Source organism: Bradyrhizobium sp. SZCCHNS3002 (genome assembly GCF_032377435.1).
GTDB lineage: Bacteria > Pseudomonadota > Alphaproteobacteria > Rhizobiales > Xanthobacteraceae > Bradyrhizobium.
Map to the genome: position 1 here is coordinate 104,033 of NZ_JAUHHY010000002.1, position 26,699 is coordinate 130,731.

23 protein-coding genes are annotated in these 26,699 nt (G+C 66.0%); 9 read left to right on the forward strand and 14 right to left on the reverse strand.

Features of this window, described 5'->3' with window-relative positions; genetic code table 11:
• Positions 1-89: 89 nt before the first annotated feature.
• Complete coding sequence (locus tag QW845_RS04890) at positions 90-812, reverse strand: Crp/Fnr family transcriptional regulator (RefSeq protein ID WP_315800520.1); 723 nt, start codon at positions 810-812, stop codon at positions 90-92.
• A gap of 323 nt (positions 813-1,135) precedes the next feature.
• Here QW845_RS04890 and QW845_RS04895 point away from each other — a divergent pair, with 323 nt between their 5' ends.
• Complete coding sequence (locus QW845_RS04895; protein ID WP_315800905.1) at positions 1,136-2,809, forward strand: PAS domain-containing methyl-accepting chemotaxis protein; 1,674 nt, start codon at positions 1,136-1,138, stop codon at positions 2,807-2,809.
• Positions 2,810-2,899: 90 nt separating this feature from the next.
• Positions 2,900-3,613 (forward strand): hypothetical protein, encoded by a 714-nt coding sequence (locus QW845_RS04900; protein ID WP_315800521.1) that lies wholly within the window; start codon positions 2,900-2,902, stop codon positions 3,611-3,613.
• 11 nt (positions 3,614-3,624) lie between these two features.
• Here QW845_RS04900 and QW845_RS04905 read toward each other — a convergent pair whose 3' ends face one another.
• Positions 3,625-4,485, reverse strand: coding sequence for a DMT family transporter (locus tag QW845_RS04905; RefSeq protein WP_315800522.1), 861 nt, complete (start codon positions 4,483-4,485; stop codon positions 3,625-3,627).
• 112 nt (positions 4,486-4,597) lie between these two features.
• On the opposite strand from QW845_RS04905, the gene QW845_RS04910 reads away from it, so the two are divergent.
• Positions 4,598-6,046 carry a PLP-dependent aminotransferase family protein gene (locus QW845_RS04910; RefSeq protein ID WP_315800523.1) on the forward strand — a complete coding sequence of 483 codons (1,449 nt, stop codon included), beginning with the start codon at positions 4,598-4,600 and terminating at the stop codon, positions 6,044-6,046.
• 3 nt (positions 6,047-6,049) lie between these two features.
• Here the strand turns inward: QW845_RS04910 and QW845_RS04915 are convergent, their stop codons facing one another.
• The 7 genes from QW845_RS04915 to QW845_RS04945 form a co-directional block, all read right to left on the reverse strand.
• Complete coding sequence (locus QW845_RS04915) at positions 6,050-6,379, reverse strand: hypothetical protein (protein WP_315800524.1); 330 nt, start codon at positions 6,377-6,379, stop codon at positions 6,050-6,052.
• A gap of 106 nt (positions 6,380-6,485) precedes the next feature.
• The gene (locus tag QW845_RS04920; RefSeq protein WP_315800525.1) at positions 6,486-8,138 is read right to left on the reverse strand and encodes a PAS-domain containing protein; all 1,653 of its coding nucleotides are present in this window, start codon (positions 8,136-8,138) and stop codon (positions 6,486-6,488) included.
• A gap of 155 nt (positions 8,139-8,293) precedes the next feature.
• Positions 8,294-8,890: an AprI/Inh family metalloprotease inhibitor gene (locus QW845_RS04925; protein ID WP_315800906.1), complete on the reverse strand. Its 597-nt coding sequence runs from the start codon at positions 8,888-8,890 to the stop codon at positions 8,294-8,296.
• Positions 8,891-8,976: 86 nt separating this feature from the next.
• The gene (locus QW845_RS04930; RefSeq protein ID WP_315800526.1) at positions 8,977-9,963 is read right to left on the reverse strand and encodes a 2-hydroxyacid dehydrogenase; all 987 of its coding nucleotides are present in this window, start codon (positions 9,961-9,963) and stop codon (positions 8,977-8,979) included.
• Complete coding sequence (locus QW845_RS04935) at positions 9,963-10,769, reverse strand: ABC transporter permease (RefSeq protein ID WP_315800527.1); 807 nt, start codon at positions 10,767-10,769, stop codon at positions 9,963-9,965. Before QW845_RS04935 ends, QW845_RS04930 begins: the two co-directional genes overlap by 1 nt.
• A 2-nt stretch (positions 10,770-10,771) precedes the next feature.
• Positions 10,772-11,569: an ABC transporter ATP-binding protein gene (locus QW845_RS04940; RefSeq protein ID WP_315800528.1), complete on the reverse strand. Its 798-nt coding sequence runs from the start codon at positions 11,567-11,569 to the stop codon at positions 10,772-10,774.
• Positions 11,570-11,594: 25 nt separating this feature from the next.
• A complete protein-coding gene (locus QW845_RS04945) occupies positions 11,595-12,584 on the reverse strand; it encodes an ABC transporter substrate-binding protein (protein ID WP_315800907.1) in 990 nt (329 codons plus the stop codon).
• A 109-nt stretch (positions 12,585-12,693) separates the two neighbouring features.
• Between QW845_RS04945 and QW845_RS04950 the strand changes: the two genes are divergently transcribed.
• The 6 genes from QW845_RS04950 to QW845_RS04975 all read left to right on the forward strand — a co-directional run bounded on the left by QW845_RS04950 (position 12,694) and on the right by QW845_RS04975 (position 21,515).
• Positions 12,694-13,536, forward strand: coding sequence for a creatininase family protein (locus tag QW845_RS04950; RefSeq protein WP_409997871.1), 843 nt, complete (start codon positions 12,694-12,696; stop codon positions 13,534-13,536).
• A gap of 147 nt (positions 13,537-13,683) precedes the next feature.
• On the forward strand, positions 13,684-13,965 hold the full coding sequence (locus QW845_RS04955; RefSeq protein ID WP_315752260.1) for a hypothetical protein: 282 nt from the start codon (positions 13,684-13,686) through the stop codon (positions 13,963-13,965).
• Between the two features lie 348 nt (positions 13,966-14,313).
• Positions 14,314-16,299: a carbohydrate porin gene (locus QW845_RS04960; protein ID WP_315800529.1), complete on the forward strand. Its 1,986-nt coding sequence runs from the start codon at positions 14,314-14,316 to the stop codon at positions 16,297-16,299.
• Positions 16,300-16,695: 396 nt separating this feature from the next.
• Positions 16,696-18,006, forward strand: a complete 1,311-nt coding sequence (locus tag QW845_RS04965; protein WP_315800530.1) for a hemolysin family protein — start codon at positions 16,696-16,698, stop codon at positions 18,004-18,006.
• 459 nt (positions 18,007-18,465) lie between these two features.
• The gene (locus tag QW845_RS04970; RefSeq protein WP_315800909.1) at positions 18,466-20,199 is read left to right on the forward strand and encodes an ABC transporter permease subunit; all 1,734 of its coding nucleotides are present in this window, start codon (positions 18,466-18,468) and stop codon (positions 20,197-20,199) included.
• A gap of 14 nt (positions 20,200-20,213) precedes the next feature.
• The gene (locus tag QW845_RS04975; RefSeq protein ID WP_315800531.1) at positions 20,214-21,515 is read left to right on the forward strand and encodes a nitrate/sulfonate/bicarbonate ABC transporter ATP-binding protein; all 1,302 of its coding nucleotides are present in this window, start codon (positions 20,214-20,216) and stop codon (positions 21,513-21,515) included.
• 11 nt (positions 21,516-21,526) lie between these two features.
• On the opposite strand, the gene QW845_RS04980 is transcribed toward QW845_RS04975, so the two are convergent.
• The 5 genes from QW845_RS04980 to QW845_RS05000 all read right to left on the reverse strand — a co-directional run bounded on the left by QW845_RS04980 (position 21,527) and on the right by QW845_RS05000 (position 26,644).
• A complete protein-coding gene (locus tag QW845_RS04980; protein WP_315800532.1) occupies positions 21,527-21,844 on the reverse strand; it encodes a cupredoxin domain-containing protein in 318 nt (105 codons plus the stop codon).
• Positions 21,845-21,853: 9 nt separating this feature from the next.
• Complete coding sequence (locus QW845_RS04985) at positions 21,854-22,375, reverse strand: DUF4142 domain-containing protein (RefSeq protein ID WP_315800533.1); 522 nt, start codon at positions 22,373-22,375, stop codon at positions 21,854-21,856.
• A gap of 96 nt (positions 22,376-22,471) precedes the next feature.
• Positions 22,472-23,158 carry an RNA polymerase sigma factor gene (locus QW845_RS04990; RefSeq protein ID WP_315800534.1) on the reverse strand — a complete coding sequence of 229 codons (687 nt, stop codon included), beginning with the start codon at positions 23,156-23,158 and terminating at the stop codon, positions 22,472-22,474.
• 81 nt (positions 23,159-23,239) lie between these two features.
• Complete coding sequence (locus QW845_RS04995) at positions 23,240-24,865, reverse strand: FMN-binding glutamate synthase family protein (RefSeq protein ID WP_315800535.1); 1,626 nt, start codon at positions 24,863-24,865, stop codon at positions 23,240-23,242.
• A gap of 213 nt (positions 24,866-25,078) precedes the next feature.
• Entirely contained in the window at positions 25,079-26,644 is a 1,566-nt protein-coding gene (locus QW845_RS05000; RefSeq protein ID WP_315800536.1) for an acyl-CoA synthetase, read from the reverse strand.
• Positions 26,645-26,699: the final 55 nt, after the last annotated feature.

Below are 26,699 nucleotides of genomic sequence, written 5' to 3' on the forward strand. Positions count from 1 at the left end.
AGGCTACGCGGATGCGATGACCTCCTGCCCGACGGCGGCGCAGCTCCGAGCGGCATTTGCGATGCCTCGTACGGCGAAGGCGGCTCAGGCTATGTCAGCGCACCCGCGTCCTCGAGCGCCGGCAGGTCGTGCACGATGATGCTGCCCTCGCTGATCGTCAGCATGCCACGATCGCGAAACTGCGCCAGGATGCGGCTGACGTGAACGGTGGTAAGGCCGACCGTGTCGGCGATGTGCTGCTGGCGCAGCGGCAGCGAATATCTTCGAGATTGATCGAGCCGGCCCGCGTTAGCCCGTCTCATCAGGCTGAGAATGAGAAAGGCGATCCGGCCTTCGGCGGGGCGCTGTCCCAGAACGCTCGCGAGCTCATACGCGTCCGACCTCTCCTGCAAGAGCAGCTCGAACCCGAGCGCCACCAGGGAGGGATCAGTCAGGCACTTCCTGCGCAAGGCGCCGGCGTGGAAAGCGCAAACTTGGACATCCGAGAGCGACTTGACGGAAAAATCCGCACGCGACGGCACGTTCGAGAAGATCATCCGGACGGACGCAAAATCTCCCGTGAACAGGAACTTCACGATCTGCCGCCTGCCGTCGCTGAACGGCAGATAGCGGAACGCCCATCCACTGCAGAGGACGATGATGTCCGAGTCGGTTCCTACGGGATGGCCGGCCGCGACCGTGAAGAAGCGTTGATCCAGCTCCTTGAAAGCCGCTCGATCGCCGCACGACGCAAAGATAGCTCCGCAAAATCCCTTGTCGCTGGCAGGACAAGAGGCACATCTCGTCGGCGGTCCGATGTCCTGTCTCCCCATCAGGGGCGCTTCTCTGTGCGCATCACGGCAGCATTAAATCAGGAACGATCCCGAGCACAAGTGCATAACATTCGTTAAACGCCGAAGCGCAAATCTTAAGAAGATTTCGCCACTTTCGTCGATGTTAGCTGGCTCGCGAACGACGCGAATCTCCCCTGCTAAGAGCCGAGATGCTGTCGGCTGAATTAGTTCAGTGTGCCGGAAGGTTCGACGGCAGGTCGTTCGTTCGAGCCGTCCCCTTCTCTGCCGCCGGTAGATGCGTACAGCTAACAACCCGCAAATACCATCATCGAATTCGCTCCCATCTGGAAGGACTCCGCTCGATGTTCGCTCGCAAGACCGCTGGAGGCGCAGAGGCTCAACTCGCTGCCATCAGCCGCTCCCAAGCCATGATCGAATTCGACATGGACGGCACTATCCGAACGGCGAACAAGAACTTTCTCGACGCACTTGGCTACCGTCTCGAGGAGATTCAGGGCAAGCATCATTCGATGTTCGTGCCCGCGGATCAGCGCGAGAGCGCGGACTATCGCGCGTTCTGGGCCGCGTTGAACAAGGGAGACTTCCAGGCTGCGGAATTCAAGCGGATCGGCAAGGGCGGCCGCGAGGTTTGGATCGAAGCCTCGTACAATCCGGTTCTCGACGCCAAGGGCAAGCCCTGCAAGATCGTCAAGATCGCCATCGACATCACGGCCAAGAAGATCGCCCACCTCAAGGACAGTGGCAAGATCGCCGCGCTCGACCGCTCTCAGGCCGTGATCGAGTTCAACATGGACGGCACGGTCACCACGGCCAACGAAAACTTCCTGAAGGTCATGGGTTATGAGTTACGGGAAATCCAGGGCAAGCACCACAGCATGTTCGTCGAGCCCGCCGAGCGCGACAGCGCGGCCTATCGCGACTTCTGGGCCAAGCTCAATCGCGGCGAATACCAGGCGGCCGAGTACAAACGGCTCGGCAAGAACGGCAAGGAGGTCTGGATTCTCGCGTCCTACAATCCGATCCTCGACGAGCGGGGCAAGCCGTTCGCGGTGGTCAAGTTCGCGACTGACGTCACGGCCGCAAAGCTGAAGACCGCCGATCTGGCCGGCCAGATTGCGGCGATCGGAAAGTCGCAGGCGGTGATCGAGTTCAACATGGACGGCACGGTGATCACGGCGAACGACAATTTCCTGGCCGCGCTCGGCTATACACTCGGCGAAATCAGCGGCAAGCACCACAGCATGTTCGTCGAGCCAATCGAGCGCGACGGCGCCGGCTATCGCGACTTCTGGGCCAAGCTCAACCGAGGCGAATATCAGGCCGGCGAATACAAGCGGATCGGAAAGGGCGGCAGGGAGGTCTACATCCAGGCGTCGTACAATCCGATCCTCGATCTGAACGGCAGGCCGTTCAAGGTCGTCAAATACGCGACCGACGTCACGAAGCAGGTTCTGGTGCGAATGGGCAACGAGCGCGTGCGCGGCATGATGGAATCGGTTGCGGCCGGCGCCGAGGAGCTCAACGCCTCCGTGCGCGAGATCTCCGAGGCCATGACCAAGTCGCGGGAAACCGCGATGGGCGCAGTCGATCGCGTCGGGGCGGCGGACACCCAGGCGCAGCATCTCTCCGCCGCGACGCAAGCGATGAGCGGCATCGTCGAGATGATCGACAACATCACCGGGCAGATCAATCTGCTGGCACTGAACGCGACGATCGAATCCGCCCGCGCCGGCGAGGCCGGACGCGGCTTCGCCGTCGTGGCCTCCGAGGTGAAGAGCCTCGCCAATCAGGCCAAGCACGCCACCGACAAGATCGGGCAGGAGATCGAAGGTCTCAACAACATCTCGGGCGAGGTGGTGCTGGCGCTCGGCGAGATCAAGCAGGCCATTCACAATGTGAGCGAGTATGTGACCTCGACGGCGGCAGCCGTCGAGGAGCAGAGCACGGTGACGACCGAGATGTCGAACAGCATGCAGCGCGCGGCGAGCGAAGCCGCCAAGATCGCCGCGGGATAGACGAGCGGGATAGACGAAACGTCGGGCCGGTTTGAACCGGCCGTCTTCCCGCGCCGGCTAATGCTGGCGAAGCGTGGAGAGGAACGACGGATGCGCGCGGCCTTCATCGGACTGATCCTGGGCGTCCTGCCCCTCACGGCGGCCGCCGCCTACGACGCCAACGATCCCGCCAATTGCAATGGCGTCGGCTGGGATGATGCGCGGCCGCTCGTCGTGGCCAAAGTGAGCGGCCAGCCGCGGGTGAACTTCGTCAAGAGCCCCTATGACGACGGCTTCAAGGCCGCCAGCTGTCCCGCTGCGACCGACGCCTGCCGGAAGAAGGCTTACCTCGTCCGCGACGACCTCGTGCTGGTCGACAGGACCCGCGGCGCTTTCGTCTGCGTCAGCTACCAGCAGCCGCATGCGAAGGCACAGATCTGGACCACCGGCTGGTTGCCGCGCGCTGCCCTCACCGCCGTCGAGCCGATGGCCGCGCCGACGACAGCCGACTGGACCGGAAGCTGGGAGCACCCTGGAGGGGGGCTGACGATCAGGAAAGAGGCCGGCAACCGGCTCCGGATCGAAGGCGATCAGGTGCTGCCGGCCGGGCGCGAGTTGCGCAACGGATCGCTCGGCGCCACGGCAGAGCCGAAGGGCGGCCTCATTGCCTTTGTCGACGACGGCAGCACGCCGTTCGAGCGGCCGAATGCCGGCGACGAGTGCCGCGTGCGCCTGCAGCGAATCGGCGCGCTTCTGCTGGTCGAGGACAACAATGATTGCGGCGGCGCCGGCGTCAGCTTCACCGGACTCTATCATCGCAAATAGCCGCCGACGGCTTACGCCCAGCGGCGCGCCATCGCCACGCAGACGACGACGATTCCGGCTGCGGCAATCATCGTTGCCGACACCGGCTCATGCAGCAGCAGGCTCGCGAAACCGAGGCCAAGGAAGGGCTGCAGCAGTTGCAGTTGGCCCACCGTCGCAGTGCCGCCACGGGCGAGCCCGCGGTACCAGAAGGCGAAGCCGACGAACATGCTGAAGACGGAGACATAGGCGAGGCCCAGCAACGCCGCGGCCGTGATGTCACGGGATGCGGCGGGCAGCGTCAGCACCGCCATCAGCAGCATCAGCGGCGCGGACAACAGCAGCGCCCACGAGATCACCTGCCAGCCGCCGAGCCTGCGCGTGAGCATGGCGCCCTCGGCATAGCCCAGGCCGCAGACGATGATCGCGGCGATCATCGCGAGATCGCCGATCGGCGACGCGACGCCATCCTGCGACAGGGCGAAGCCCGAGACCGCCGCAGCCCCGAGCGCAGCGAACAGCCAGAACAACGGCCGCGGCCGCTCGCCGCCGCGCAGCACGCCGAACAAGGCGGTCGACAGCGGCAGCAGACCGACGAACACGATCGCGTGGGCCGAGGTGATGTGCTGGAGCGCCAGAGCGGTGAGCAGCGGAAAACCGATGACGACACCGAGCGACACGACTGCCAGCGACGCCAGATCGCGCCGGCCGGGGAGCGGCTGACGCAGCAGCATGAGACAAAGCGCGGCCAGCACGGCCGCGAGCGTCGCGCGTGCGCCCGTCAGGAACAGCGGCGAAAAACCCTCCAGTGCCGCCCGCGTCGCCGGCAGCGAGCCGCTGAAGATCGTCATGCCGACGATGCCGCTCCCCCAGCCTTCGATCGATCCCTTCATGCACGGCTCCTCCTCGCAGATCCCATAGCCCGACCAGGCTTGTTGCGGCAGCGACAGACCGATACAATTTCCACAATCTGTATTGGTGCAAAGGGCGACACACTTGGGAGAAGTGACGCGCGATTCCCGCCGGGGCGGCACGCGGACCATCGCCGTGGTCGATGCGATCCGGCAGCGCTTGGCGACGCGCGCGCTCAGCGCCGGCCAGCGTCTGCCCTCGATCCGCGCCTTCGCCGCGGCGATGGGGGTCTCGCCAGCCACCGTCGTCGAGGCCTATGACCGACTTGCCGCGGAAGGCGTGATCCGCGCCCGGCGCGGCTCCGGCTTCTATGTCGCCGATACGGCGCTGCCGCCGCTGGCCCTCGGCGATCGCGAGCCGCGCCGTCCGCGCGCGGTCGACCCGTTTTGGGTGTCGCGGCAGTCGCTCGACGCCGGGCCGGGAACGCTGACGCCCGGCTGCGGCTGGCTGCCGGCCGAGTGGATGCCGCAGGACGCGCTGCGGCGCGCGGTCCGCGCGCTGGCGCGCGGCGGCGGGCGGGTGCTGAGCGACTACGGCGCTGCACGCGGATCGGCGGCGCTACGGCGGTTGCTGCAGGGCCGCCTTGCCGCTATCGGCATCGACGCGTTCAGCGAGCAACTGGTGCTGACCTCGTCCGGTACGCAGGCGATCGACCTGATCTGCCGCATGCTGCTGCGTCCCGGCGACGCCGTGCTGGTCGACGATCCCTGCTACTTCAACTTCCTCGCCCTGCTGCGCGCGCATCAGGCGCGGATCGTCAGCGTGCCGATGACGCCGGGCGGACCCGACATCGCCCGGTTCGAGGCAGTGCTCGCGGCCGAGCGCCCGCGGCTCTACATCACCAATTCCGGTCTGCACAATCCGACCGGGGCGACGCTGTCGCTGCAGACGGCGCACCGGCTGCTCAACGCCGCGTCAGCGCATGACACGATCATCGTCGAGGACGACATCTACGGCGATTTCGAACCCGCGCCGTCGCCGCGGCTCGCCGCGCTCGACGGGCTTGCGCGGGTGATCCTGGTCGGCAGCTTCTCCAAGACACTGTCGGCCTCGGTGCGCTGCGGCTACATCGCGGCGCGCGCGGACTGGATCGAGCCGCTGATCGACCTGCAGATCGCGACCGGCTTCGGCGGTCCCGGACAATTCGCCGCGGAGACGTTGACCCAGGTGCTGACCAGCGGCAGCTACCGCAAGCACGTCGAGGACCTGCGGGCACGGCTTGCGCGAGCGCGGCCGCGGGTGGCGGCACGGCTGCAGCGCATCGGTATCGCCCCATGGCTGATGCCACGCGGCGGCTTTCATCTGTGGTGCAGGTTGCCGGACGGCTGTACGGCGATCGAGGTGGCCCAGGCCGCGCTCGAGGAGCACGTGGTGCTCGCGCCCGGCGACGTCTTCAGCGCGGCGCAATCCGCCGCGACGATGATGCGCTTCAACGTCGCGCATTGCGAGGATCCGCGCGTCATCCAGGTGCTGGAGCGCGCAACCAAGTCGCCGGCCGCGCGTTCATCGCGCGGCCAAGCGGCCAATTCGGCCGACGGATAAGGCTTAGTAGCAGTAGCGCGGATGCGCGCGAACCCAGGAGCCGTCGCCGCGTTGCAGATAGCAGCCGTTGCGATAGGAATAATAACCGCCACGACGGCGCTCGCCGTCGGCCGCGATGGCAGCTCCGGTGCCGGCCCCGATCACCGCGCCGATCGCAGCACCACGGCCGCCGCCGATCGCGCCGCCCAGAATCGCGCCGCCGGCGCCGCCGAGGATGGCGCCACCCAGCGCGTCCTGCGCGGCAGCCTGATGCAGCGGCGCTGCGACCGCAAGCATGAGCAGCGCGGCAGCGCCCAAGCGCGTGGCGAAAGGAATCCCCAGACGTCGGATCATGAACAGGTCTCCGTTTCGGGCACGCTATTCCACCCGGCGGGGCCGTTCTTGATGCAGATCAAGGCGACGTCAAGGCAGCAGGATCCCGGACTGCTGCGACAAGGCGTCAGGCCGCGGCGCGTTGTTCCGGCGTGCGATCCTCGATGATATTGAGAAGATATTTCGGCGCCCCCTCGCCGATCGAGACCGGCAGCCGGCGCACCACCACGTCGCGGCGGCGGTTGCCGGGCATCTCGACGCTGTGCGCCTTCGGAGTTTCATCGGACACGTCGGCCAGCAGCTGGCGATCGAAATCCTCGATGAGGGTGCATGTCGGCTCTGGAAACAGGTCGCGCGCGGCGCGGCCGATGATCTCCGACCGCGGCAGACCGAACAGGACCTCGGTGGCGCGATTGACGAAGACGTAACGCAGCGATTCCGCATCCTTTGCCACCACCGCCTGTGGGATGTTCTCGAGCAGGGCGGCGAGGAAGTATTCGGCGCGCGCCAGGATACGCTCGTTGCGGCGCTGGGCGGTGAAATCCTCATGCGTTGCGACCCAGCCGCCGCCATCCATCGGACGCTCCGACACACGAATGATGCGGCCGTCAGCGAGCGCGACCTCGACGATCTCGGCTCTTCGCTCCTTCATGCGCTCGCGCAGCGCGGCGAGGAATTCCGACGGCTTCTCACGCATCAGGCCGAGCTTGGCGCGATGCGCGAGGATTTCGCGCATGTGCGCGCCGGGCTTGGCGATCGACGCCGGAACACCGTAGAGCTTGCGGTACTGATCGTTGACCATCAGCACATAGCCGAAGCCGTCGAGCATGATCAGGCCCTGGGCCATGTTGGCAACCGCCGCATCGAGCCGCTGCTGGCTGCTGATCGCACCCTGCTCCAGCTGCTCGTGCTGGCGCAGGATGTCGGTGTACTGGCGTTCGATCTCGACCTCGTGCTGCTCGAGCTCCTGCAGGCGGAACGCACCGTCCTGATAGGTCGCGACGGCCTGCGCGACCCGTCCGATCTCGTCATGACGCCGCGCATGCGGAATCTTGAGCTTGATGCGGCCGGCGGCGATGCGGTCGGTGACGCGGGCGATGTCGAGCAGCGGCATCAGCACGCCGCGGCGCAGCGCCAGCGCGGCGGCCGCGATCAGCGTGATGATCACCGCTCCGAGCGCCCCCAGATAGAACGCGGCCATGCCGCGCGCATCGGCCGCCTCGCCGAGCTCGCGAGTGCGGTCGGCATAGAGCCGCGACAACTTCTCGAGGTCCTCGTTGAGCGCGGTGCGCACCGCGCGATTCTCGTCATTGTCGCCGAGCTCGCGCGCCGCCGACGATCCGACCGAAATCGTCTGCCGCGCCATCTCGGTGCGGAATGCGACGAACTGTTCGATCCGCTTCTTGAATGGGGTGAATAGCGCGGCGTCACCGTCGGTGACCTGGGCTTCCCACTCCTCCACCACCTTGCTCAGCTGCGCCAGCTTCACGAGCTGCGCATCGGCATAGCGCCGCGCGACGGTGCGGTCCGCCGACATGTAGATGCCGCGCGATTCCATCACGACCGCGTAGATCAGCGCGTTGGTCCGCTCGGTGTTGCGGGACGCCGCGGCAAGCGCTTCGAGCCGATCGTAGAACAGGCGCTGCTCGCGCAGCGCCGACAGCGCGCCCAAAGTGGACAGCATCACCAGGACGGCGAATGCGGCCGCAGCCGCGGAGATCTTGTCGTTCAGGCTGAACGACGGCAGCGACCTGTTGAACCGGCGCAATAGCTCACGCATGGCGGGCTCCCTGGGTGGAGTACAACCATCAGACGCACAATGCGTAAACAACAAGTTCCGATGCGTGGAACCAGCGCGCAACCAGTCGTTAACCAAACGGTGCCGGAACAGACGTGCCCGCCGCGCAGCAGGGCCTCAGCGGCGCGCGGCTCGCCTTACTGCCTGAGCATGATCAGCGGATTGGCGCTGTCGGGCACGAGCCGCCACTGCGCATTGTCGTCCGCTTCGAACCGCCAGGTCTCGCCACGGTCCGACATCAGCATCATCTGGCCATGCTCGAGCCGCCATTGGCTCGGTGCGAACGCCGCGACGGCGGGATCGCATTTCGGCTTCACGAACACCTGGAAATTATCATTGCCGGCGTCGTTGTTGGTCAGCACCAGGCTGCAGATCGTGGCGCCGTTGCCGCGGACCATGGCCCAGTCGCCGATCATCTGGTCCATGGATTTCGCCAGCGACCGCGCCGCCGCCAGGTTCTGCAGGATGTAGACGCCCTCGCCCTGGCGCAGGCCTTCGAAGATGCCGGCCTCGACCTCGGTGAAATCGATCACCGCCTCGCCATTGGCGGCCTGGAGGCTGACGATGTCGAGGCCCTTCACGTTCCAGCCGGCGATGTCCTTGGTGAAGGGCAGCGCCGTGGCGCAGCTCGGCTCCAGCTCGAGCTTCTGCCCGCGCGGCGCGACGTCCGGCTTCAGGGTCACGACGCAGGTCTTGCTGCGCTCGGTGGTCGCGAGCTCCCACTGCCCGATCATCGCCTTCTTCAGGCTGGCGGCGTCTTGTGCGACGACAGGGACGCCCGCCACCGACAGCAGCGCGATCAGCAATGGGAGCGGACGTTTCATCGGCGACCTTTCACCGGCGTTTCCGGAACGGGCGTCAGCGGCGGCTTGCCGGCAAACCAGACCTTGAGGTTGTCGACCACCAGCTGATCCATTGCGTTGCGGGTTACGATGGCAGCCGAGCCGATGTGTGGCAGCAGCACGACATTGTCCATCGCCTTGAGCGCGTCCGGCACCGCCGGCTCCTTCTCGAACACGTCGAGGCCGGCGGCGAGAATGGTGCCGGACTTCAGCGCTTCGACCAGAGCCTGCTCGTCGATGACCGAGCCGCGGGCGACGTTGACGACGACGCCGCGCGGTCCGAGCGCCTTCAGCACCTCGGCGTTGACGATTTTGTTGGTGCCGGCACCGCCAGGCACGATGACGACCAGCGTGTCGACGTCCTTGGCCATCGCGAGCAGGTCGGGATAGTGTTTGTTGGCGACGCCCGCCGCCGGGTTGCGCGAGTGATAGACGACGGGGACGAGCGACGCTTCGAGCCGGCGCGCGATCGCCTGGCCGATGCGGCCCATGCCGACCATGCCAACGGTGCGGTCGCGCAGCGAGCCGACGCTGAGCGGATAGGGCTTCTCGCTCCACTCCCCCGAACGAACGAAGCGATCGGCCTTGATGAATTCGCGGCACGTCGCGATCAGGAGCCCGAGCGCCACGTCGGCGACCTCCTCGGTCAGCACGTCCGGTGTGTTGGTGACGATGATGCCGTGCTGTCCGGCGTGCGCGGCTGCGATGTGGTCGTAGCCGACGCCGAAGCTTGCGATCATCTCGAGCTTCGGCAGCATCGCCATCACGGCGGCGTCGGTCTTCACGGTGTGGAAGGTCACGGCGATGCCGCGGATCCGGCCCTTCACGTCCGCCGGCAGCGCTTCGAGATCGGCCTGCGTCGTCGCATGGTGCACGTTGAAGCTGTCCGGGAATCCTTTTTCCAGGATCGGCCGCAGCGGCCCATAGACCAGAACATCGATCTTGTCAGACGAAGTCGCCGCCATCAGTTGTCCTTTCCAAGCGCGCTCTCATGCCAGCGCCGTAAAACGAGGTGCGAAACTAGCGCCAGCAAGCCATAAATGACAATCCCGGCGACCGACAGCAGCACCAGCGCTGCGAACATGCGGGGTATGTTGAGACGATAGCCGGATTCCGCGATGCGATAGGCGAGACCGGATCCGGCACCAGCGCTGCCCGCCGCGATCTCGGCGACGACCGCGCCGATCAGCGACAGGCCGCCGGCGATGCGCAGGCCGCCGAGAATGTAAGGCAGCGCCGCCGGCAGCTTCAGATAGCGCAAGGTCTGCCAGCGCGAGGCGCCATAGAGCTGGAACAGCCCGGCGAGATTGCGATCGACCGAGTTGAGGCCGAGCGCGGTGTTGGACAGCACCGGGAAGAAGCCGACGATCCAGGCGCACACGACCACCGCCGTCTGCTGCGGCAGATAGATCAGGAGCATCGGCGCAATCGCGATGACCGGTGTCACCTGCAGCACGACGGCATAGGGAAACAACGCCCATTCCAGCCATTTCGACTGGTTGAACAACAGCGCCAGCGCGATGCCGCCGAGCGCTGCGGCGATGAAGCCTTCGAATGTCGTGATCAGGGTCGTCAGCAGCGATTGCGCGAGAATGTCCCAATCGGCGACAAGCGTCTTCAGCACCAGCAGCGGCCCGGGCAACACATAGGGCTGGATGCCGTTGAGGCGCACAACCAGCTCCCACGCCGTCATCGCAGCGACGAACACGATCGCGGGAAAGGCGAGGCTCGCAAGCCGCGCGCCCGAGAGGGACGATTCTCGACCCTGCATGCTCACAGCGCATGCACTCCGGTATAGGCCGGTGCGAGCGCGTCAGAGACCCGGCGGCAATCATCGGCATAAGCCGGCGAGGCACGGAACGCATCATCGCGCTGGTCAGCGTCGATCCTGATCTCGGCACTGAGCCGGCCGGGTCGCGCCGTCATCACCAGCACGCGCTGCGACAGATAGACCGACTCGAACACCGAATGGGTGACGAACACGACCGTCATGTTCAGCCTGCGCCACAGCTCCAGCAGATCATTGTTGAGGCGGAAGCGCGTGATCTCGTCGAGGGCAGCGAACGGCTCGTCCATCAGCAGGATGCCGGGGTGCGTGACGAGCGCGCGCGCCAGCGAGGCGCGCATCTTCATGCCGCCGGATAGTTCGCGCGGAAAGGCGTCGGCAAAATCAGCGAGACCGACCTGCTCGAGCGCCGCATCGATCCTTGGACGCGCCTGGCTCGCCGGCACCCGCGCAAGCTTCAACGGCAGGCCGACATTGTCGCGCACGCTGGTCCAGGGCATCAGGGTCGGCTCCTGGAACACGAAGCCGACGCGATCGCCGGGATGCGCCTCTGACGAGGCGGCGACATCCACCGTCCCGGCGCTTGGCGCCACCAGACCCGCAATCAGGCGCAGCGCCGTCGACTTGCCACAGCCGGAGGGGCCGAGCAGCGAGACGAATTCGCCTTTGGCGATGGTCAGATCGATCGGCCCCAGCGCGGCGACGCCGGACTCGTACACCTTGGTGACGCCGCGCAGGCATACCGCGGTCGCAACGGCGCGCTCGGACGAAGGGGGTGAGCTCATTTGCTAAAAGCGCCGCTCGAGCGTCCTACTTCTTCGGCCGGAGATCGATGCCGACGCCCTTGTTGACGAAACGCAGCGTATACGACTTGCGATAGTCGATCGTCGACTTGACGACGCCGGCCCGCACCATCTTGTCGAAGAAGCTCGCGACGCGCTCGTCCGTCATGGCGCCGATGCCCTTCTCCACGCTGTCGCCGGAATCGACGATGCCGTACTCCTTCATCTTGGCGACCGAATAGGCAAGGAGATCATCGGTCATCTCCGGGTTCATCTTCTTGATCAGCGCGTTGCCCGCGGAATTGTCGCCGTAGATGTAATTGTACCAGCCGATGATCGAAGCATCGACGAAACGCTGCACCAGGTCCGGCTTGCTCTCGATGAGGTCGCGCCGCGTCTCGATCAGGGTCGAATAGGTGTTGAAGCCGTTGTCCGCGAGCAGGATCACGCCGGGCTTGAAGCCGGCGGCGCGCTCGACCGCGAACGGCTCCGACGTGACATACCCCTGCATTGCGCTCTGCGGCGTAGCGATGAAGGGCTGCGGATTGAATGTGTAGGGGCGGACATTCTTCTCGGAGAAGCCGTATTCCGATTTCAGCCATTGATAGTAGCTGGAGATGCCTTCCTTGGAGACGAACAGGGTCAGCGGCTTCAGCTCCTCGAGCTTGGTGATCCTGGACTCCGGATGGGTCAGGAACACCTGCGGATCCTTCTGGAACATCGCCGCGATCGACACCACCGGCACGTTGTTGGCGACGGCGTCGAACGACATCAGCGTATTTGCGGCCATGAAGAACTCGATCTTGCCGGAGATCAGCAGCATGCGGTTGTTCTCGTTCGGACCGCCCGGCACGATCGTCACGTCCAGTCCGTAGCGCTTGTAGGTGCCGTCGGCGACCGCCTGGAAGAAGCCGCCATGCTCGGCCTCGGCAACCCAGTTGGTGCCGAACGAGACCTTGTCCAGCATCTGGGCCTGAGCCGCCGAGATCAGTCCGGCTACGACCAGCGATGCCGCCATTAACGTTCGCGACAGAAGCGCCTGCGCCATGTCTGGTCTCCCCGGTTCTTTCTGGCTGAACATGCTAAGATCAATCGGTGATAACTACCCTGCCCGACGGACGAAGGAAATGGCCCGCGCGATGACCGTGCCGCCCCGCGACTGGACCGAGCTGCACTGGCCGGATTTTGGAGCGCCCGACTCGGGAACGCCCGAGACCGCGCGCTGGATCGCGGTGCTGCCGCTCGCCGCCACCGAGCAGCATGGGCCGCACCTGCCTCTCGGCACTGACGTCTACATTGCCGAGGCTTATCTCGCGCGCGTCCGCGCGCTGCTGCCGCCGGCGCTGCCGGTGACGGTGCTGCCGGTGCAGCCCGTGGGGATCTCGACCGAGCATATCGACTATCCGGGCACGCTGACCGTGCGGACGGAGGTCGCGCTGCGGAGCTGGCGTGCTCTCGGCGACAGCGTCGCGCGCGCTGGACTCAGGAAGCTCGTGATCGTCACCAGCCATGGCGGCAACAGCGCTGCGATGACCCTGGTCGCGCAGGATCTGCGCGCTGATCACCGCATGCTGGTGGTGACGACGTCATGGTCGCGCTTCGGTGCGCCCGATGGGTTGTTCTCGGCCGATGAGCTGCGGCACGGCATCCACGGCGGCGCCGTCGAGACCTCGATCATGCTGGCCTGCCATCCCACGCTGGTGCGCACCGATGCCATCGCCGCTTTCCCCTCGCGCGGCGCTGAAATGGAAACCACCTGCAAGGTGCTCTCGACGCAGCGGCCGGCGCCGATGGCCTGGCAGACGCAGGACCTGAATGCGAGCGGTGCGGTCGGCGATGCCACGCAGGCGTCGGCGGAGAAGGGCGAGCGCGTGCTGGACCACGGCGCGCGGGCGTTCTGCGCGCTGCTGGAGGACGTCGATAACTTCGACGTGAACACGCTTCGCCGCGGCCCGTTGCCGGGCTGCTGAACCGAGGCCAAGCCCCTGTATCAACGAACGAATTTTCAGGGCGCCGGGCACCTCATCCGGCGATTCGAACCGGTTTCGAAAAGGCTCCGTCCAATTTGGCAAGCGGCCGACGCCGGCCGCCCCAATAGCAAACAGGAGCCTTCGACCATGTCGATCAAGACCAAGATTGCCGCCCTCGCACTGACCGCGCTCGCCGTCACCGGCAGCATCGCGGCGACGTCGACGCCCGCTGCGGCCAACGGCTTCCACCATCATCACTGGGGCTGGGGCGTCGGTGCCGGCCTCGTCGGAGCCGCCGTCGTCGGCAGCGCCATCGCCGCCAGCAACGACGGCTACTATTACGGCGGTGGCTATCGGTACTGCCGCTGGGTGCCGCAGTACAACGTCTACGGCCAGTATGTCGGCCGCGTCAGGGCCTGCGGCTATTGATGCTGGGCGCTCGCCTCGCCCCGCCCAATCACGGCCAAGGCCCGCCTCGCCCCATCCGCCACGGCCGGGCTTCCACCTGCCCCGATCCGCGATCTCGACAACCCGCCGGCCGCCCCGGGCGGGTTTTTTGTTGCGCAGGCGCCACACCCGCAATCAGAAACCGAATGAACCAGCCCTGCGCTTGCTGTTGCGAATTAATCGCAATATAAATCATCCCTAAATCGCCGCAGCTCATCCACACTTCCGATCGAACATCATCTACTCCGTAATCTTCTCGTGACTGTGCGCGGGCAATCAGGTGTGACGTTGCCGGTGTCGTCGTGTGCCTCGCCTTGGGAATCTGCTGCCATGATCCGTTCGAACTGCACCCGGGAGACGATCGCGACCGCCGCCATGATCGCCGCGCTCGCCGCCCCCGCTGCTGCCGCCGACCTGCCGGTCAAGGCCCGGATGGCACAGACGGTGTTCGACTGGACCGGCCTCTATGTCGGCGTCCATGCCGGCTATACCCGTGACCATGCCCGGGCGACCCTGACCGACCCGAGCGGGACGGCCAGCGCCGGCAGCCCGTTCAGCGGCCTCACCGGTGGCGCGCAGGCCGGCTACAACTGGGTCACCCGCTCCGGCCTGCTGCTCGGGCTCGAGGGCGATTTCAGCTTTCCGAACTATCTCACCTCCAACCACACCGTCGCGATGCTGGGCACACCCGGCTCGAACGTCTCCGAGCTGTGGGACTATGTCGCCACCGCCCGCGGCCGGGTCGGCTACGTCAGGGGCGACTGGCTGGTCTATGCCACCGGCGGCCTGGCCTGGACCGGCGGCCGCTTCATCAACACCACTGCGGCCGGCGACACCGAGAAGCTGCTGACGACGCGGCTCGGCTGGGCCGCCGGCGCCGGCATCGAGCGCAGCTTTGCGCCGCATTGGAGCTGGCGCCTCGAATATCTCTACAGCCATTTCGAGAACGCCGGCGTCCGCTTCTCCAACGGTGCCAGCTACAATTCCGCGCTCGAATTCCAGACCCTGCGGGTTGGGCTCAACCGCAAGCTGGACTTCGCCGGCGGTCCCGATCTGAAGCTCAAGAGCGATCCGTCCGATCCCGAATCCGACCGCTGGGAGATCCACGGCCAGGCGACCGTGCTCGGCCAGGGCTATCCGGCGTTCCGCGCCGCCTATACCGGCGCCAACAGCCTGACGCCCGCGCGCCAGTTCCAGGAGACCTGGAGCAACAGCCTGTTCATCAATGCGCGGCTGTGGGACGGCGGCGAGGTCTATTACAATCCCGAGCTGCTGCAGGGCTTCGGCCTCAGCAACACCGTTGGCCTTGGCGGCTTCCCCAATGGCGAGGCGCAGAAGTCGGACTTTCCATACCCCCACTACAACACCTCGCGCCTGTTCCTGCGCCAGACCTTCGGCTTCGGCGGCGAGCAGGAGCAGCTCGGCAGCGGCCAGTTGCAGCTATCGGGCAAGCAGGACGTCTCGCGGCTCACCGTGCAGGTCGGCAAATTCCCCGTGCTCGACGTGTTCGATGGCAATGCCTACGCCAAGGACGCGCGCAAGGACTTCATGAACTGGTCGGTGTGGGCGCCCGGCGCCTTCGACTACGCCGCCGACAAGCTCGGCCTGACCTACGGCGCGACAGCCGAGCTCAACCAGAAGAGCTGGGCGCTGCGCGCCGGTTATTTTCTGGTCGACGCGACCTCGAACTCGAACAATTTCGACATGAAGGTGTTCAAGCGCGGCAGCTACGTCGTCGAGCTGGAGACGCGCTATCAACTGTTCTCGCAGCCCGGCCATCTGCGCACCATCGGCTTCTTCAACAATACCTTCTCCGGCAGCTACCGCGAGACGCTCGACAATCCCGCGCTCAACGCCGACATTACCCAGACCCGTCGCGGCCGCAGCAAATACGGCTATGTCGTCAGCTTCGACCAGGCGGTGACGGACGATGTCGGCCTGTTCGGGCGCTGGAGCTGGAACGACGGCAAGACCGAGATCATGGCGTTCACCGACATCGACAACAGCCTGTCGCTGGGCACCTCGATCAAGGGCACCCGCTGGGGCCGTCCCGACGACACGATCGGCCTCGCCGGCGTGACCAACGGCCTGTCGCGCGACCACCGCGCCTTCCTCTCCGCCGGCGGCCTCGGCCCCTTGATCGGCGACGGCGCGCTGAACTACCGGCGCGAGAGCATCATCGAGGCCTACTACGCCTATTCCATCAACAAATACCTGACCTTCACCGCCGACTACCAGTTCGTCAACAACCCCGCCTACAACGCCGACCGCGGCCCGGTGTCGATCTTCTCGGGGCGCTTGCACGGGGATTTCTGAGGAGCGGTCGCGCAGGCGTTGCGCCCTGCGGCCTGACGCCAGTGAGAGCCGAAACTGGCGCTCCACAAAAGGTGTCGTCCCGGCGAACGCCGGGACCCATACCGCGGACGCCATCGAGGGACCTCGCTGGCAGTTGTCCTGCCTGATCGTCAGCGCCCGTGGTGGCGGCAATTCGTCGCCGTTCCGAGTGCCTTCGATAGATCGCGCGGTATGGGTCCCGGCGTTCGCCGGGACCACACGGGAGGTTCAGGAGCTGCCCGTGCCTCAAGCGAACCAGCCTCCCACTTTCAGCCCTCCCATGCACGCCACCTCCGCACACCGGCATTGGGCGCTTGCCGTCCCCATATGCTAGGACCTGTCCCCATCCTGCCCCTCCGGGCGCCAGACAAGGTCGAAATGCTCTCCGTCGAACTCGCCATCATCGTCGTCCTCATCGTCGTCAACGGACTGTTATCCATGTCCGAACTCGCGATCGTGTCGTCGCGTCCCGCGCGGCTGGCGCTGCTGGCGGAAAAGGGCGTTTCCGGCGCCCGTCGGGCGCTCGCGCTGGCGTCCGATCCCGGCCGGTTCCTCTCGACGGTGCAAATCGGCATCACCCTGGTCGGGGTGCTCTCCGGCGCATTCTCCGGCGCCACGCTCGGCCAGCGCCTGACGCAGTCGCTGCTGGAGCTCGGCCTGTCGGCTTCCGTCGCCGACATCGTCGGCGTCGGCCTCGTCGTCACCATTATCACCTATGCCACGCTGATCGTCGGCGAGTTGGTGCCGAAACAGCTCGCGCTGCGTGATCCCGAGGCGATCGCCGTCCGCGTCGCGCCGGCCATGCAGTTGCTCGCCAAGGTGTCGCTGCCGCTGGTGGTGCTGCTCGACCTTTCCGGCAAGCTGATCCTGACGCTGCTCGGCCGCTCCGGCGAGGCCGAGGAGAAAGTGTCGGAGGAAGAGATCCATCATCTGGTGCGCGAGGCCGAGACCGCCGGCGTGCTCGAGCCAGGCGAGAAGGAGATGATCGCCGGCGTGATGCGGCTCGGCGACCGTCCGGTCGGCGCCATCATGACGCCGCGGCCCGAGGTCGACGTCGTCGACCTCAACGACGACCCCAAGGCCATTCGCGAACTGCTCGCCAAGAGCCCGCATTCGCGCCTGCCGGTGTCGGACGGCGAGCGCGACCGTCCGATCGGCGTGCTGCAGGCCAAGGACCTGCTGGCGGCGTATCTGCGCGATGAGACGCCGGACCTGCGCAGCCTGGTGCGCGAGGTGCCGATCATTCCGTCCACCGTCGATGCGCGCGACGTGATCGCCATCCTGAAGGTGGCGCCCGTGCATATGGGGCTGGTGCACGACGAATACGGCGCGTTCGAAGGCGTGGTGACCGCGGCGGATATCCTGGAGTCGATCGTTGGCGCGTTCTCCTCCGAGGAGGGCCCGCCCGAGCCGGCCTGCGTCCGCCGTGACGACGGCTCGCTGCTGGTCTCCGGCTGGATGCAACTCGACGAGTTCGCCGACGTGCTGGCGATCGAGGTGCCGCCGCATCGCGGCTATCACACCGTCGCAGGCCTCGTGCTGCAGCACTTCGGCAGCGTGCCCGAGGTCGGCCAGAGCTTCGAGCTGCAAGGCTGGCGCTTCGAGATCATCGACCTCGACGGCCGCCGCATCGACAAGATCCTGGCGACGAGGCTCGCGCCGGACGGCGGCGAGCCGAACGTGGGGTGATTGAGCCCCACTGCTGCGGCCCGACCAGTGCGCTCCCTCTCCCGCTTGCGGGGGAGGGTTGGGGTGGGGGCGCCACAGCGGCAGTCGCTCCCGGAGCATTCCCTACCCGCATCGCACCTGACGATGCGATGCGACCTCCCCCGCAAGCGGGGGAGGCGCTGACCGTCGTCGGCGCGACAGATGTGACCCGGCGTCTCCGTACCGATGGAGCCCCAAGCCAAGCCGCATCTGCGTTCGACTAGCCTCGTCGCGGGAACGTGAAGAGGCTGCCTGCGTATCCTTTGATAGGCCGGACCGAGAGGCCGGATCCCGACCGCTCCGCTTGATATCAAACCATCACACAGGGCACTTAGGGTGCGGATTCGGCCGGCACTGTCCGGCCGACCAGCCCTCAAGCCACGACACGGCCACGTCCGCAGCCTCCGCCGATGGTTGCGGCCGACCAGACGAGACATGCCGATGCTGCTCCGGGACATCAGGACGACCGTGCTGCGCGAAACCGTGCGCCCCAATATCTGGGACGTCGTCGCGCTGATCATCGTGGTCGGCGCGATGGTGCTGATCGTCTATGGCGGCGAGCAGACCACCCAGCCCTTGTCCGCGCTCGACACCGCCCCTGTCTCGCTCGATCCGTCCAACCTGCCGCTCTACGCGCTGCGCACCACCTTGCGCATGCTGCTCGCCATCGCGTGCTCGCTCGTCTTCACCTTCGTCTATGCGGCGCTCGCGGCCAAGAGCCGGCGCGCCGAGATCGTGCTGATCCCGCTGCTCGACATCCTGCAGTCGGTACCGATCCTCGGCTTCCTGACCTTCACCGTCGTGTTCTTCATGAACCTGTTTCCGGGCCAGGTGCTGGGCGCCGAGCTCGCCTGCGTGTTCGCGATCTTCACCAGCCAGGCCTGGAACATGACCTTCAGCATGTACCAATCGATGCGCAACGTGCCGAAGGACCTGGAGGAGGCGACGCGCAGCTTCCACCTCTCCGGCTGGCAGCGCTTCTGGCGGCTCGACGTGCCCTATGCGATGCCCGGCCTGATCTGGAATGCGATGATGTCGATGTCCGGCGGCTGGTTCTTCGTCGTGGCGTCGGAGGCGATCACGGTCGGCAACACCACCGTCACCCTGCCCGGCATCGGCTCCTATGTCGCGCTCGCCATTCAGCAGAAGGATCTGGCGGCGATCGGCGCCGCGCTGCTGACCATGCTGCTCGTCATCACCGCCTATGACCAGCTGCTGTTCCGCCCGATCGTGGCCTGGGCCGACAAATTCCGCTTCGAGCAGACCGCCTCCGGCAATCCGCCCACCTCCTGGATGCTCGATCTGTTCCGGCGCACCCGCGCCCTGCGCTCGCTGTCGATGCCGTTCGCTGCGCTCAACCGCACCTTCTCGAACCTGCGGATCAACTGGCCGAAAGCCTGGAGCGGCCCCGTGCGCCACGCGCCGCCGTCGCAGATGGTCGACGGTCTCTGGCTTGCCGTGGTCATCCTCGGCTGCGTCTATGCCGGCTGGAAGACCTATCTCTATCTCTCGGCGACGCTGGCGCTCACCGACGTCCTCACCGCGATCGGCTACGGCCTGATCACGCTGATCCGCGTCGCGGTGCTGATCGCGCTGGCGTCGCTGATGTGGGTGCCCGTCGGCGTCTGGATCGGGCTGCGGCCGAAGCTCGCCGAGCGCATCCAGCCGCTGGCGCAATTCCTCGCCGCCTTCCCGGCCAACCTCGCCTTCCCGGTGTTCGTCGTGCTCATCGTGCGCTTTCGCCTCGACGCCAATGTCTGGTTGAGCCCGCTGATGATCCTGGGCACGCAGTGGTACATCCTGTTCAACGTCATCGCCGGGGCCAGCGCCTTCCCGACCGACCTGCGCGAGGCCGCCGCGAGCCTGCATCTCACCGGCTGGCGCTGGTGGTTCAAGGTCGTGCTGCCCGGAATCTTCCCCTATTACATCACCGGCGCCATTACCGCCTCCGGCGGCTCGTGGAACGCGGCGATCGTCGCCGAGGTCGCGAGCTGGGGTGATACCCATCTCACCGCAAGCGGGCTCGGCGCCTACATCGCTGCGGCCACCGAGCACGGCGACTTTCCGCGCGTCGTGCTCGGCATTGCCGTGATGTGCATTCTCGTCACTCTGTTCAACCGGCTGCTGTGGCGGCCGCTCTATGCCTTCGGCGAACGCCGGCTGCGGCTCGGCTGACCGGGAGAATTGTCATGCGCGACCAGGTCAAGGACTCATCGCTGATCGAGATCAAGAGCGTCAGACGGCTGTTTCCCAAGGGCAGCGGCGAGGATCTCGTCGTGCTGGAGAAGGTTGACCTCACGATCCGCGCCGGCGAGATCGTCGGCCTGCTCGGACGCTCCGGCTCCGGCAAGTCGACGCTTCTGCGGATCATCGCCGGCCTGGTGTCGCCATCCTCGGGCGAAGCGCGCTGCCGCGGCGAGATCATCGCCGGCCCGCCCGTTGGTGTCGCCATGGTGTTCCAGTCGTTCGCACTGTTTCCCTGGCTGACCGTGCTGCAGAACGTCGAGCTCGGCCTCGAGGCGCTCGGTGTCGACAGCGCCGAGCGGCGCAAGCGCGCGCTGGCCGCGATCGACCTGATCGGTCTCGACGGTTTCGAATCCGCTTTTCCAAAGGAGCTCTCCGGCGGCATGCGCCAGCGCGTCGGCTTCGCCCGCGCGCTGGTGGTGCATCCCGACCTGCTGCTGATGGACGAGCCGTTCTCGGCCCTGGACGTGCTGACCGCCGAGACACTTCGTACCGACCTCGTCGATCTCTGGACCGACGGGCGGCTGCCGATCAAGTCGGTGCTGATGGTGACGCACAACATCGAGGAAGCGGTGCTGATGTGCGACCGCATCCTGGTGTTCTCGTCCAATCCCGGCCGCGTCGCCGCCGAGTTCAAGGTCGACCTGCCGCATCCGCGCAACCGGCTCGATCCGGCGTTCCGCCAGCTCGTCGACAGTCTCTATGCCCGCATGACGCAGCGGCCCGAGCCGAAGCTGCCGAGCACCGCCAGCGCCGGCGTCGGCATGGTGCTCAGCCACGTGTCGTCGAACTCGATCTCGGGCCTGATCGAGACGCTCGCCGGCGAACCTTATAATGGGCATGCCGACCTGCCGGTGCTGGCGGGCCATCTGCAGCTCGAGGTCGACGAGATCTTTCCCTTGGCCGAGGCGCTGCAGCTCCTGCGCTTCGCCCAGCTCAGCGAAGGCGATCTGACCCTGACCGAGGCCGGACGGCGGTTCGCGCATCAAGAGACCGACGAGCGCAAGAAGCTGTTCGCGCAGCATCTGATGGAGAACGTGCCGCTGATGGGGCTGATCCGCCGCGTGCTCGACGACCGCCCCTCGCACGCCGCGCCGGCCGCGCGCTTCCGCATCGAGCTCGAGGACTACATGTCCGAGCACTATGCCGACGAGACGCTGCACACCATCGTATCATGGGGCCGCTACGCCGAGCTGTTTGCCTATGACGAGCAATCCGAGACCTTCAGCCTGGAAAACCCGCATTGAGGCCAGCGGCGTCACGGCGCGATCGTCAGGGTCGCCTTCATGTTGGGGTGAAAGCGGCAGTAGTAGTCGACCGCGCCCGCCTTCTTGAGGACCGAACTCACCGTCTTGCTCGGCGGCAAAATGACATCGAATGCGCCATCCCGCGCCGTCGCCGTATGAGCCAGCGCATCCTTGTTGACCCATTCGACGGTGTCGCCGACCTTGGCCGAAGCCGCGGCCGGCGAGAATTCGAGCTTGTCCACCACGATCCGGATCGTGGCCGCGCGCGCCGGAACGCTCACGGCGGCGAGCACAACCATGCTCACGAGAGTGATGCGTCCCGACAGCATCGGATCGTCCTACTTCAGATCCGCCGCGACATGCTCGGCGTGCTGCTCGTGGCCCTGGAACAGCTTCAGGCCGGTCTGCAGCAACTCCTTCAGCTCGGCGTTGGTTGCGGACGGAATGAGCTGCGTCTCCAGCGCGCCGTTCACCGTCTTGTGGTAGGCGACCTCGTTGGCGATATAGGCCTTGTCGAAGGCCGCGCCCTTGAGCTTGCCGAGCTCGTCGAGCTTCTCGCTCGCCTGCTTCGACAGTGCGCGGCTGGTGTCGTTATCCTCAGGCGTGACTTTCAACTTCTTGACGAGGGCGAGGGCCTGCTTGTTGACCGCCTCGTGGTCACGCACCATGCCTTGGGCGAACTCCTTGACTTCCTTGCTCCCGGATTTGTCCAAGGCCTGCTTCGCCGCCTTGATGTCGATTTCGCCGGCTGTGTAGGCGATATGCGCGATCTGCGGATCGCTGAGCTTGGCGCCCTGCGACAGGGCGGCGCTGCTCGTGACGCAGAGCGCGACGGCGATCGTGCCGATATGCTTGAACATGGTTCTCATCTCCTGTGGCGCCGGACCTCGTGGCCGGCGGGTGAATGGCTGCACAGGGATTGGATGAAAAGCGGGAGCCGACGTTCCCGGGAATCTTCACGCCGGACGTCGAAGACGATCGAGCACGGCGTCGGTCAGCCGCTCGCAACGCGGGCCGGCGAAGGGAAACGCGTCCAGAAGGACGGGACCGATCTGCTTTTCGACGTTCTCGCGCAACATGCCGCGGGCGCGATGCAAGCGCGTCTTCACGGTCTCGGGCTTTAATCCGAGCAAGTCCGCCGTCTCGTCGATGCTCATCTCCTCGATCACGCGGGCGATGAACACCAGGCGAAACGGCTCGGACAGGTCATCGATCGCCCGTTCGACGACGGCCTGGATCTGGCGCTGCGCCACAGACTTCTCCGGATCGCTCGACGTAGCGGGAAATTGGATCACCTCGGCCCCTGGCCTGTCTTGGTGCTGCACATCCAGTTGCAGTGCGGGCCGTTGTCCGCGCAGGCGTCCCATCGCCTCGTTCATTGCGATGCGGACCAACCAGGTCGACAGGCTGGACTGGCCGCGAAACTCGTCGAGATGGGTGAGCGCCCGGACATAGGTCTCCTGCACGACGTCCTCCGCCTCACTGTCATTGCGCAGGATGCCGCGGGCGATCCGGAACAGGCGACGGTTGTTGGCCTGGAGGATGGCCCGGATGGCGGTCTCGTCCCGGGCTTTTGCCCGTCGGATCAGGTCATCCTCGCCGCTCGTCGCCGCGGAGACTGTGGTCGCTGTGGTCCAAGGCATTGTCGATCATCCAAGCTGAGCACGCGTGGCTTAGATGGAATTGGAGCCGGAAGGTTCCCAAGAACAATCACGCAAGGCGTTTTACTGCACCGCCGCGAACGTATCGGCTCGCGCCATCGCCCAGGCGTCGCGGAAGCGGACGTCCTGGGTGCCGTCGAGCAGCTCGCCAGGACGCAGCGCCGGATACAGCTTGGCAAACGAGGACACCTCAGTGGTCGACGTCCGCTGTGAGAAGTGGATCGGCCGCAGGTCCTGCGGATGTTCGAGACCGGCGGCGGCGAGCAGCTCGGCCAGCGCATGCAGGGTCGCGTGATGATAGTTGTAGACGCGGTCGAGCTTGTGCGGGACGACCAGCGCGCGAGCGCGCGTCGGATCCTGGGTGGCGACACCGGTCGGGCATCTGTCGGTATGGCAGCTCAAGGACTGGATGCAGCCGAGCGAGAACATGAAGCCGCGCGCCGCGTTGCACCAGTCGGCGCCGATCGACATCGCGCGCGCCATGTCGAACGCGGTGGCGATTTTGCCGGAGGCGCCGATCTTGATGCGGTCGCGGATGCCAAGGCCGACCAGCGCATTGTGCACGAAGCTGACGCCCTCGCGCATCGGCATGCCCAGATGGTCCATGAACTCGAGCGGCGCGGCACCGGTGCCGCCTTCATTGCCGTCGACCACGATGAAGTCGGGATAGATGCCTGTCTCCAGCATGGCCTTGCAGATCGCGAGGAATTCCCAGGGGTGGCCGATGCACAGCTTGAAGCCGGCCGGCTTGCCGCCCGACAGTCGCCGCATCTCGCCGATGAACTGCATCATGCCGATGGGCGTCGAGAACGCGCGATGCGCCGGCGGCGAGATGCAATCCTCGCCCATCGAGACGCCGCGGATCTTCGAGATCTCCTCGGACACCTTGGCGGCCGGCAGCACCCCGCCATGGCCAGGCTTGGCGCCCTGGCTGATCTTGAGCTCCACCATCTTGATCTGGTCGTGGCTCGCGACCCGCGTGAACGCCTCGGGATCGAACGTGCCATCATGACGCCGGCAGCCGAAATAGCCGGAGCCGATCTCCCAGATGATGTCGCCGCCCATTTCGGCGTGATAGGGACTGAAGCCACCTTCGCCGGTGTCGTGGGCGAAGCCGCCCTTCTTCGCCCCGCCATTGAGGGCACGCACCGCATTCGGGCTCAGCGCGCCGAAGCTCATGGCGGAGATGTTGAACACCGAGGCCGAATACGGCTTGGTGCAATCCGGACCACCAATGGTGATGCGGAACTTCTCCTCCGCATGCGGCTTGGGCGCGATCGAATGGTGCATCCATTCGTAGCCCTCGCGGTAGACGTCCTCCTGGGTGCCGAACGGGCGCTTGTCGAGCTCCATCTTGGCGCGCTGATAGACCACCGCGCGGGTGTCGCGCGAGAACGGCATGCCGTCCTTTTCGCTCTCGAAGAAATACTGCCGCATCTCGGGCCGGATCTCTTCGAGCAAGAACCGCATATGTGCCGAGATCGGATAATTGCGCAGCACTGCGTGGCTCTTCTGCACGAGATCGCGGATGCCGAGCAGGGTGAGCGCACCGAAGATCAGCAGCGGGATCAGGACGAGATCGAAGATCTTGCGGTCGTAGATGCCGAGGATCAGCAGCAAAGCGGTCGCCGTGGCGCAGATCGTCAGCACGATGAAGCGCGGCGAGAACGGGAGCAGCAGCGTATCCATGGGAGGCCTCGGGGCAGCTCGTGGAAGGTCCGGTGTCACGATAGTACTGCTATCGCGAAGCAATCGTTACACAAGCGCGCGCAATCGGCCATCGATGATATCACAACGTCGATAGCCCAAGGCTATCGGCTGCGGCACTGCGAGATCGGCCCACGGCGCCGTAGCGGCCTCGGCGCCTCCCCGCCGAGACACGCGATCGCCAAAGGCAGCTGCTTACCCCTCCGCAAACAACCCCGAATGCGCCTCGCGCAACTGACGCTTCAAGAGCTTGCCGCTCGGATTCTTGGGCAGCGCATCGACAAACACGATCCGCTTCGGCGTCTTGAAGGTGGCGAGCCGTGCCGAGGCCTGCTTGAGCACCGCCTCCTCGGTCAGCTCGCAGCCGGACTTGACCACGACCATCGCCACGACCGCCTCGACCCAGCGTGGATGCGGCAGGCCGACGACGGCGACCTCCGACACTTCCGGAATCAGATACAGCGCCTCCTCGACCTCGCGGCTGGCGACGTTCTCACCGCCGGTCTTGATCATGTCCTTCTTGCGGTCGACGATGGTGATGTAGCCTTCGTCGTCGATGGTCGCGAGATCGCCGGAATGAAACCAGTCGCCGTGGAAGGCGGCGGCAGTGCGCTCGTCGTCATGGAAGTAGCCGAGCATCAGATGCGGCGAGCGGTGCACGACCTCGCCGACCTCGCCCGGGGCGACATCATTCATGTCGTCATCGACGACTCGGGTCTCGACGTTGAGCACGGCGCGGCCGCAACTGCCCGGCTTGCGCAATTGATCGTCGGGTCCGAGCATCGTCGCCAGCGGCGCGATCTCGGTCTGGCCATACAGATTCCACAGACGCACCTTCGGCAGCCGCTGCGCCAGCTCGCGCAGCACCTCGACCGGCATGATCGAGGCGCCGTAATAGCCCTTGCGCAAAGTGGACACGTCGGTGGTCTCGAACAGCGGCGAGCGCAGAATCGAGATCCACACCGTCGGCGGCGCGAAGAACGAGGTGATGCGATATTTCGCGATCAGCGGCAGCAGATTGTCCGGCGTCGGAAACGCGGTGATGATGTTGGTGGCGCCGACATAGATCGACGGCCCGAAGAACACGTCGAGCTGCGCGCAGTGATACAGCGGCAGCGCGTGGAGGGTGACATCGTCGGCGGAAATGCCGGCATCGACGATACAGCTGACATACTGCCAAATGACGGCGTCATGGGTCAGCATCGCGCCCTTCGGCAGCGACTCCGTGCCGGAAGTGTAGACGATCTGCGCGACGTCGCCTCCGGCGATCTCGACGGCAGGCACCGTCGCCGTCGAGGCCGCGAGCTCGGCAAAATCGATCATGTCGGCCTGCCGCTCGCTCGAACCTTCCGACGGCAGCCAGATCAATTGCTCGACCGCCGGCACCAGCGCCTTGGCAGCACGTGCCACGCCGGCAAAGCCGCTGTCGGTCGCGAGCAGCCGCGCGCCCGCATGCTTGAGGATGTAGGCGACCTCCTCCGGCTTGAGCATGAAATTGATCGGCACCAGGACAGCGCCGAGCCGCGCCAGCGCGAAGCGCAGGGCGGCAAAGGCATGAGAGTTGCGCGCGAGGATGGCGACCCGCTCGCCCTTGCCGACGCCGCGCGCGGCGAGGCCGGCCGCGAGGCGGTCGACGATGGCGTTGAACTCGGCGTAGGTCCAACGCGTATCGCCGCAGATCACCGCCGTCTTGCCTGGCGTGCGCGCCGCGCTCCGCCGCAGGAGGTCACCGAGCGTCTGTCTGCGAACGATGGAATCCATGGCCGTACCCCTCATTGTATCGGGGATGGCCGCCGCTCGGGCAATCCAAGTCCCC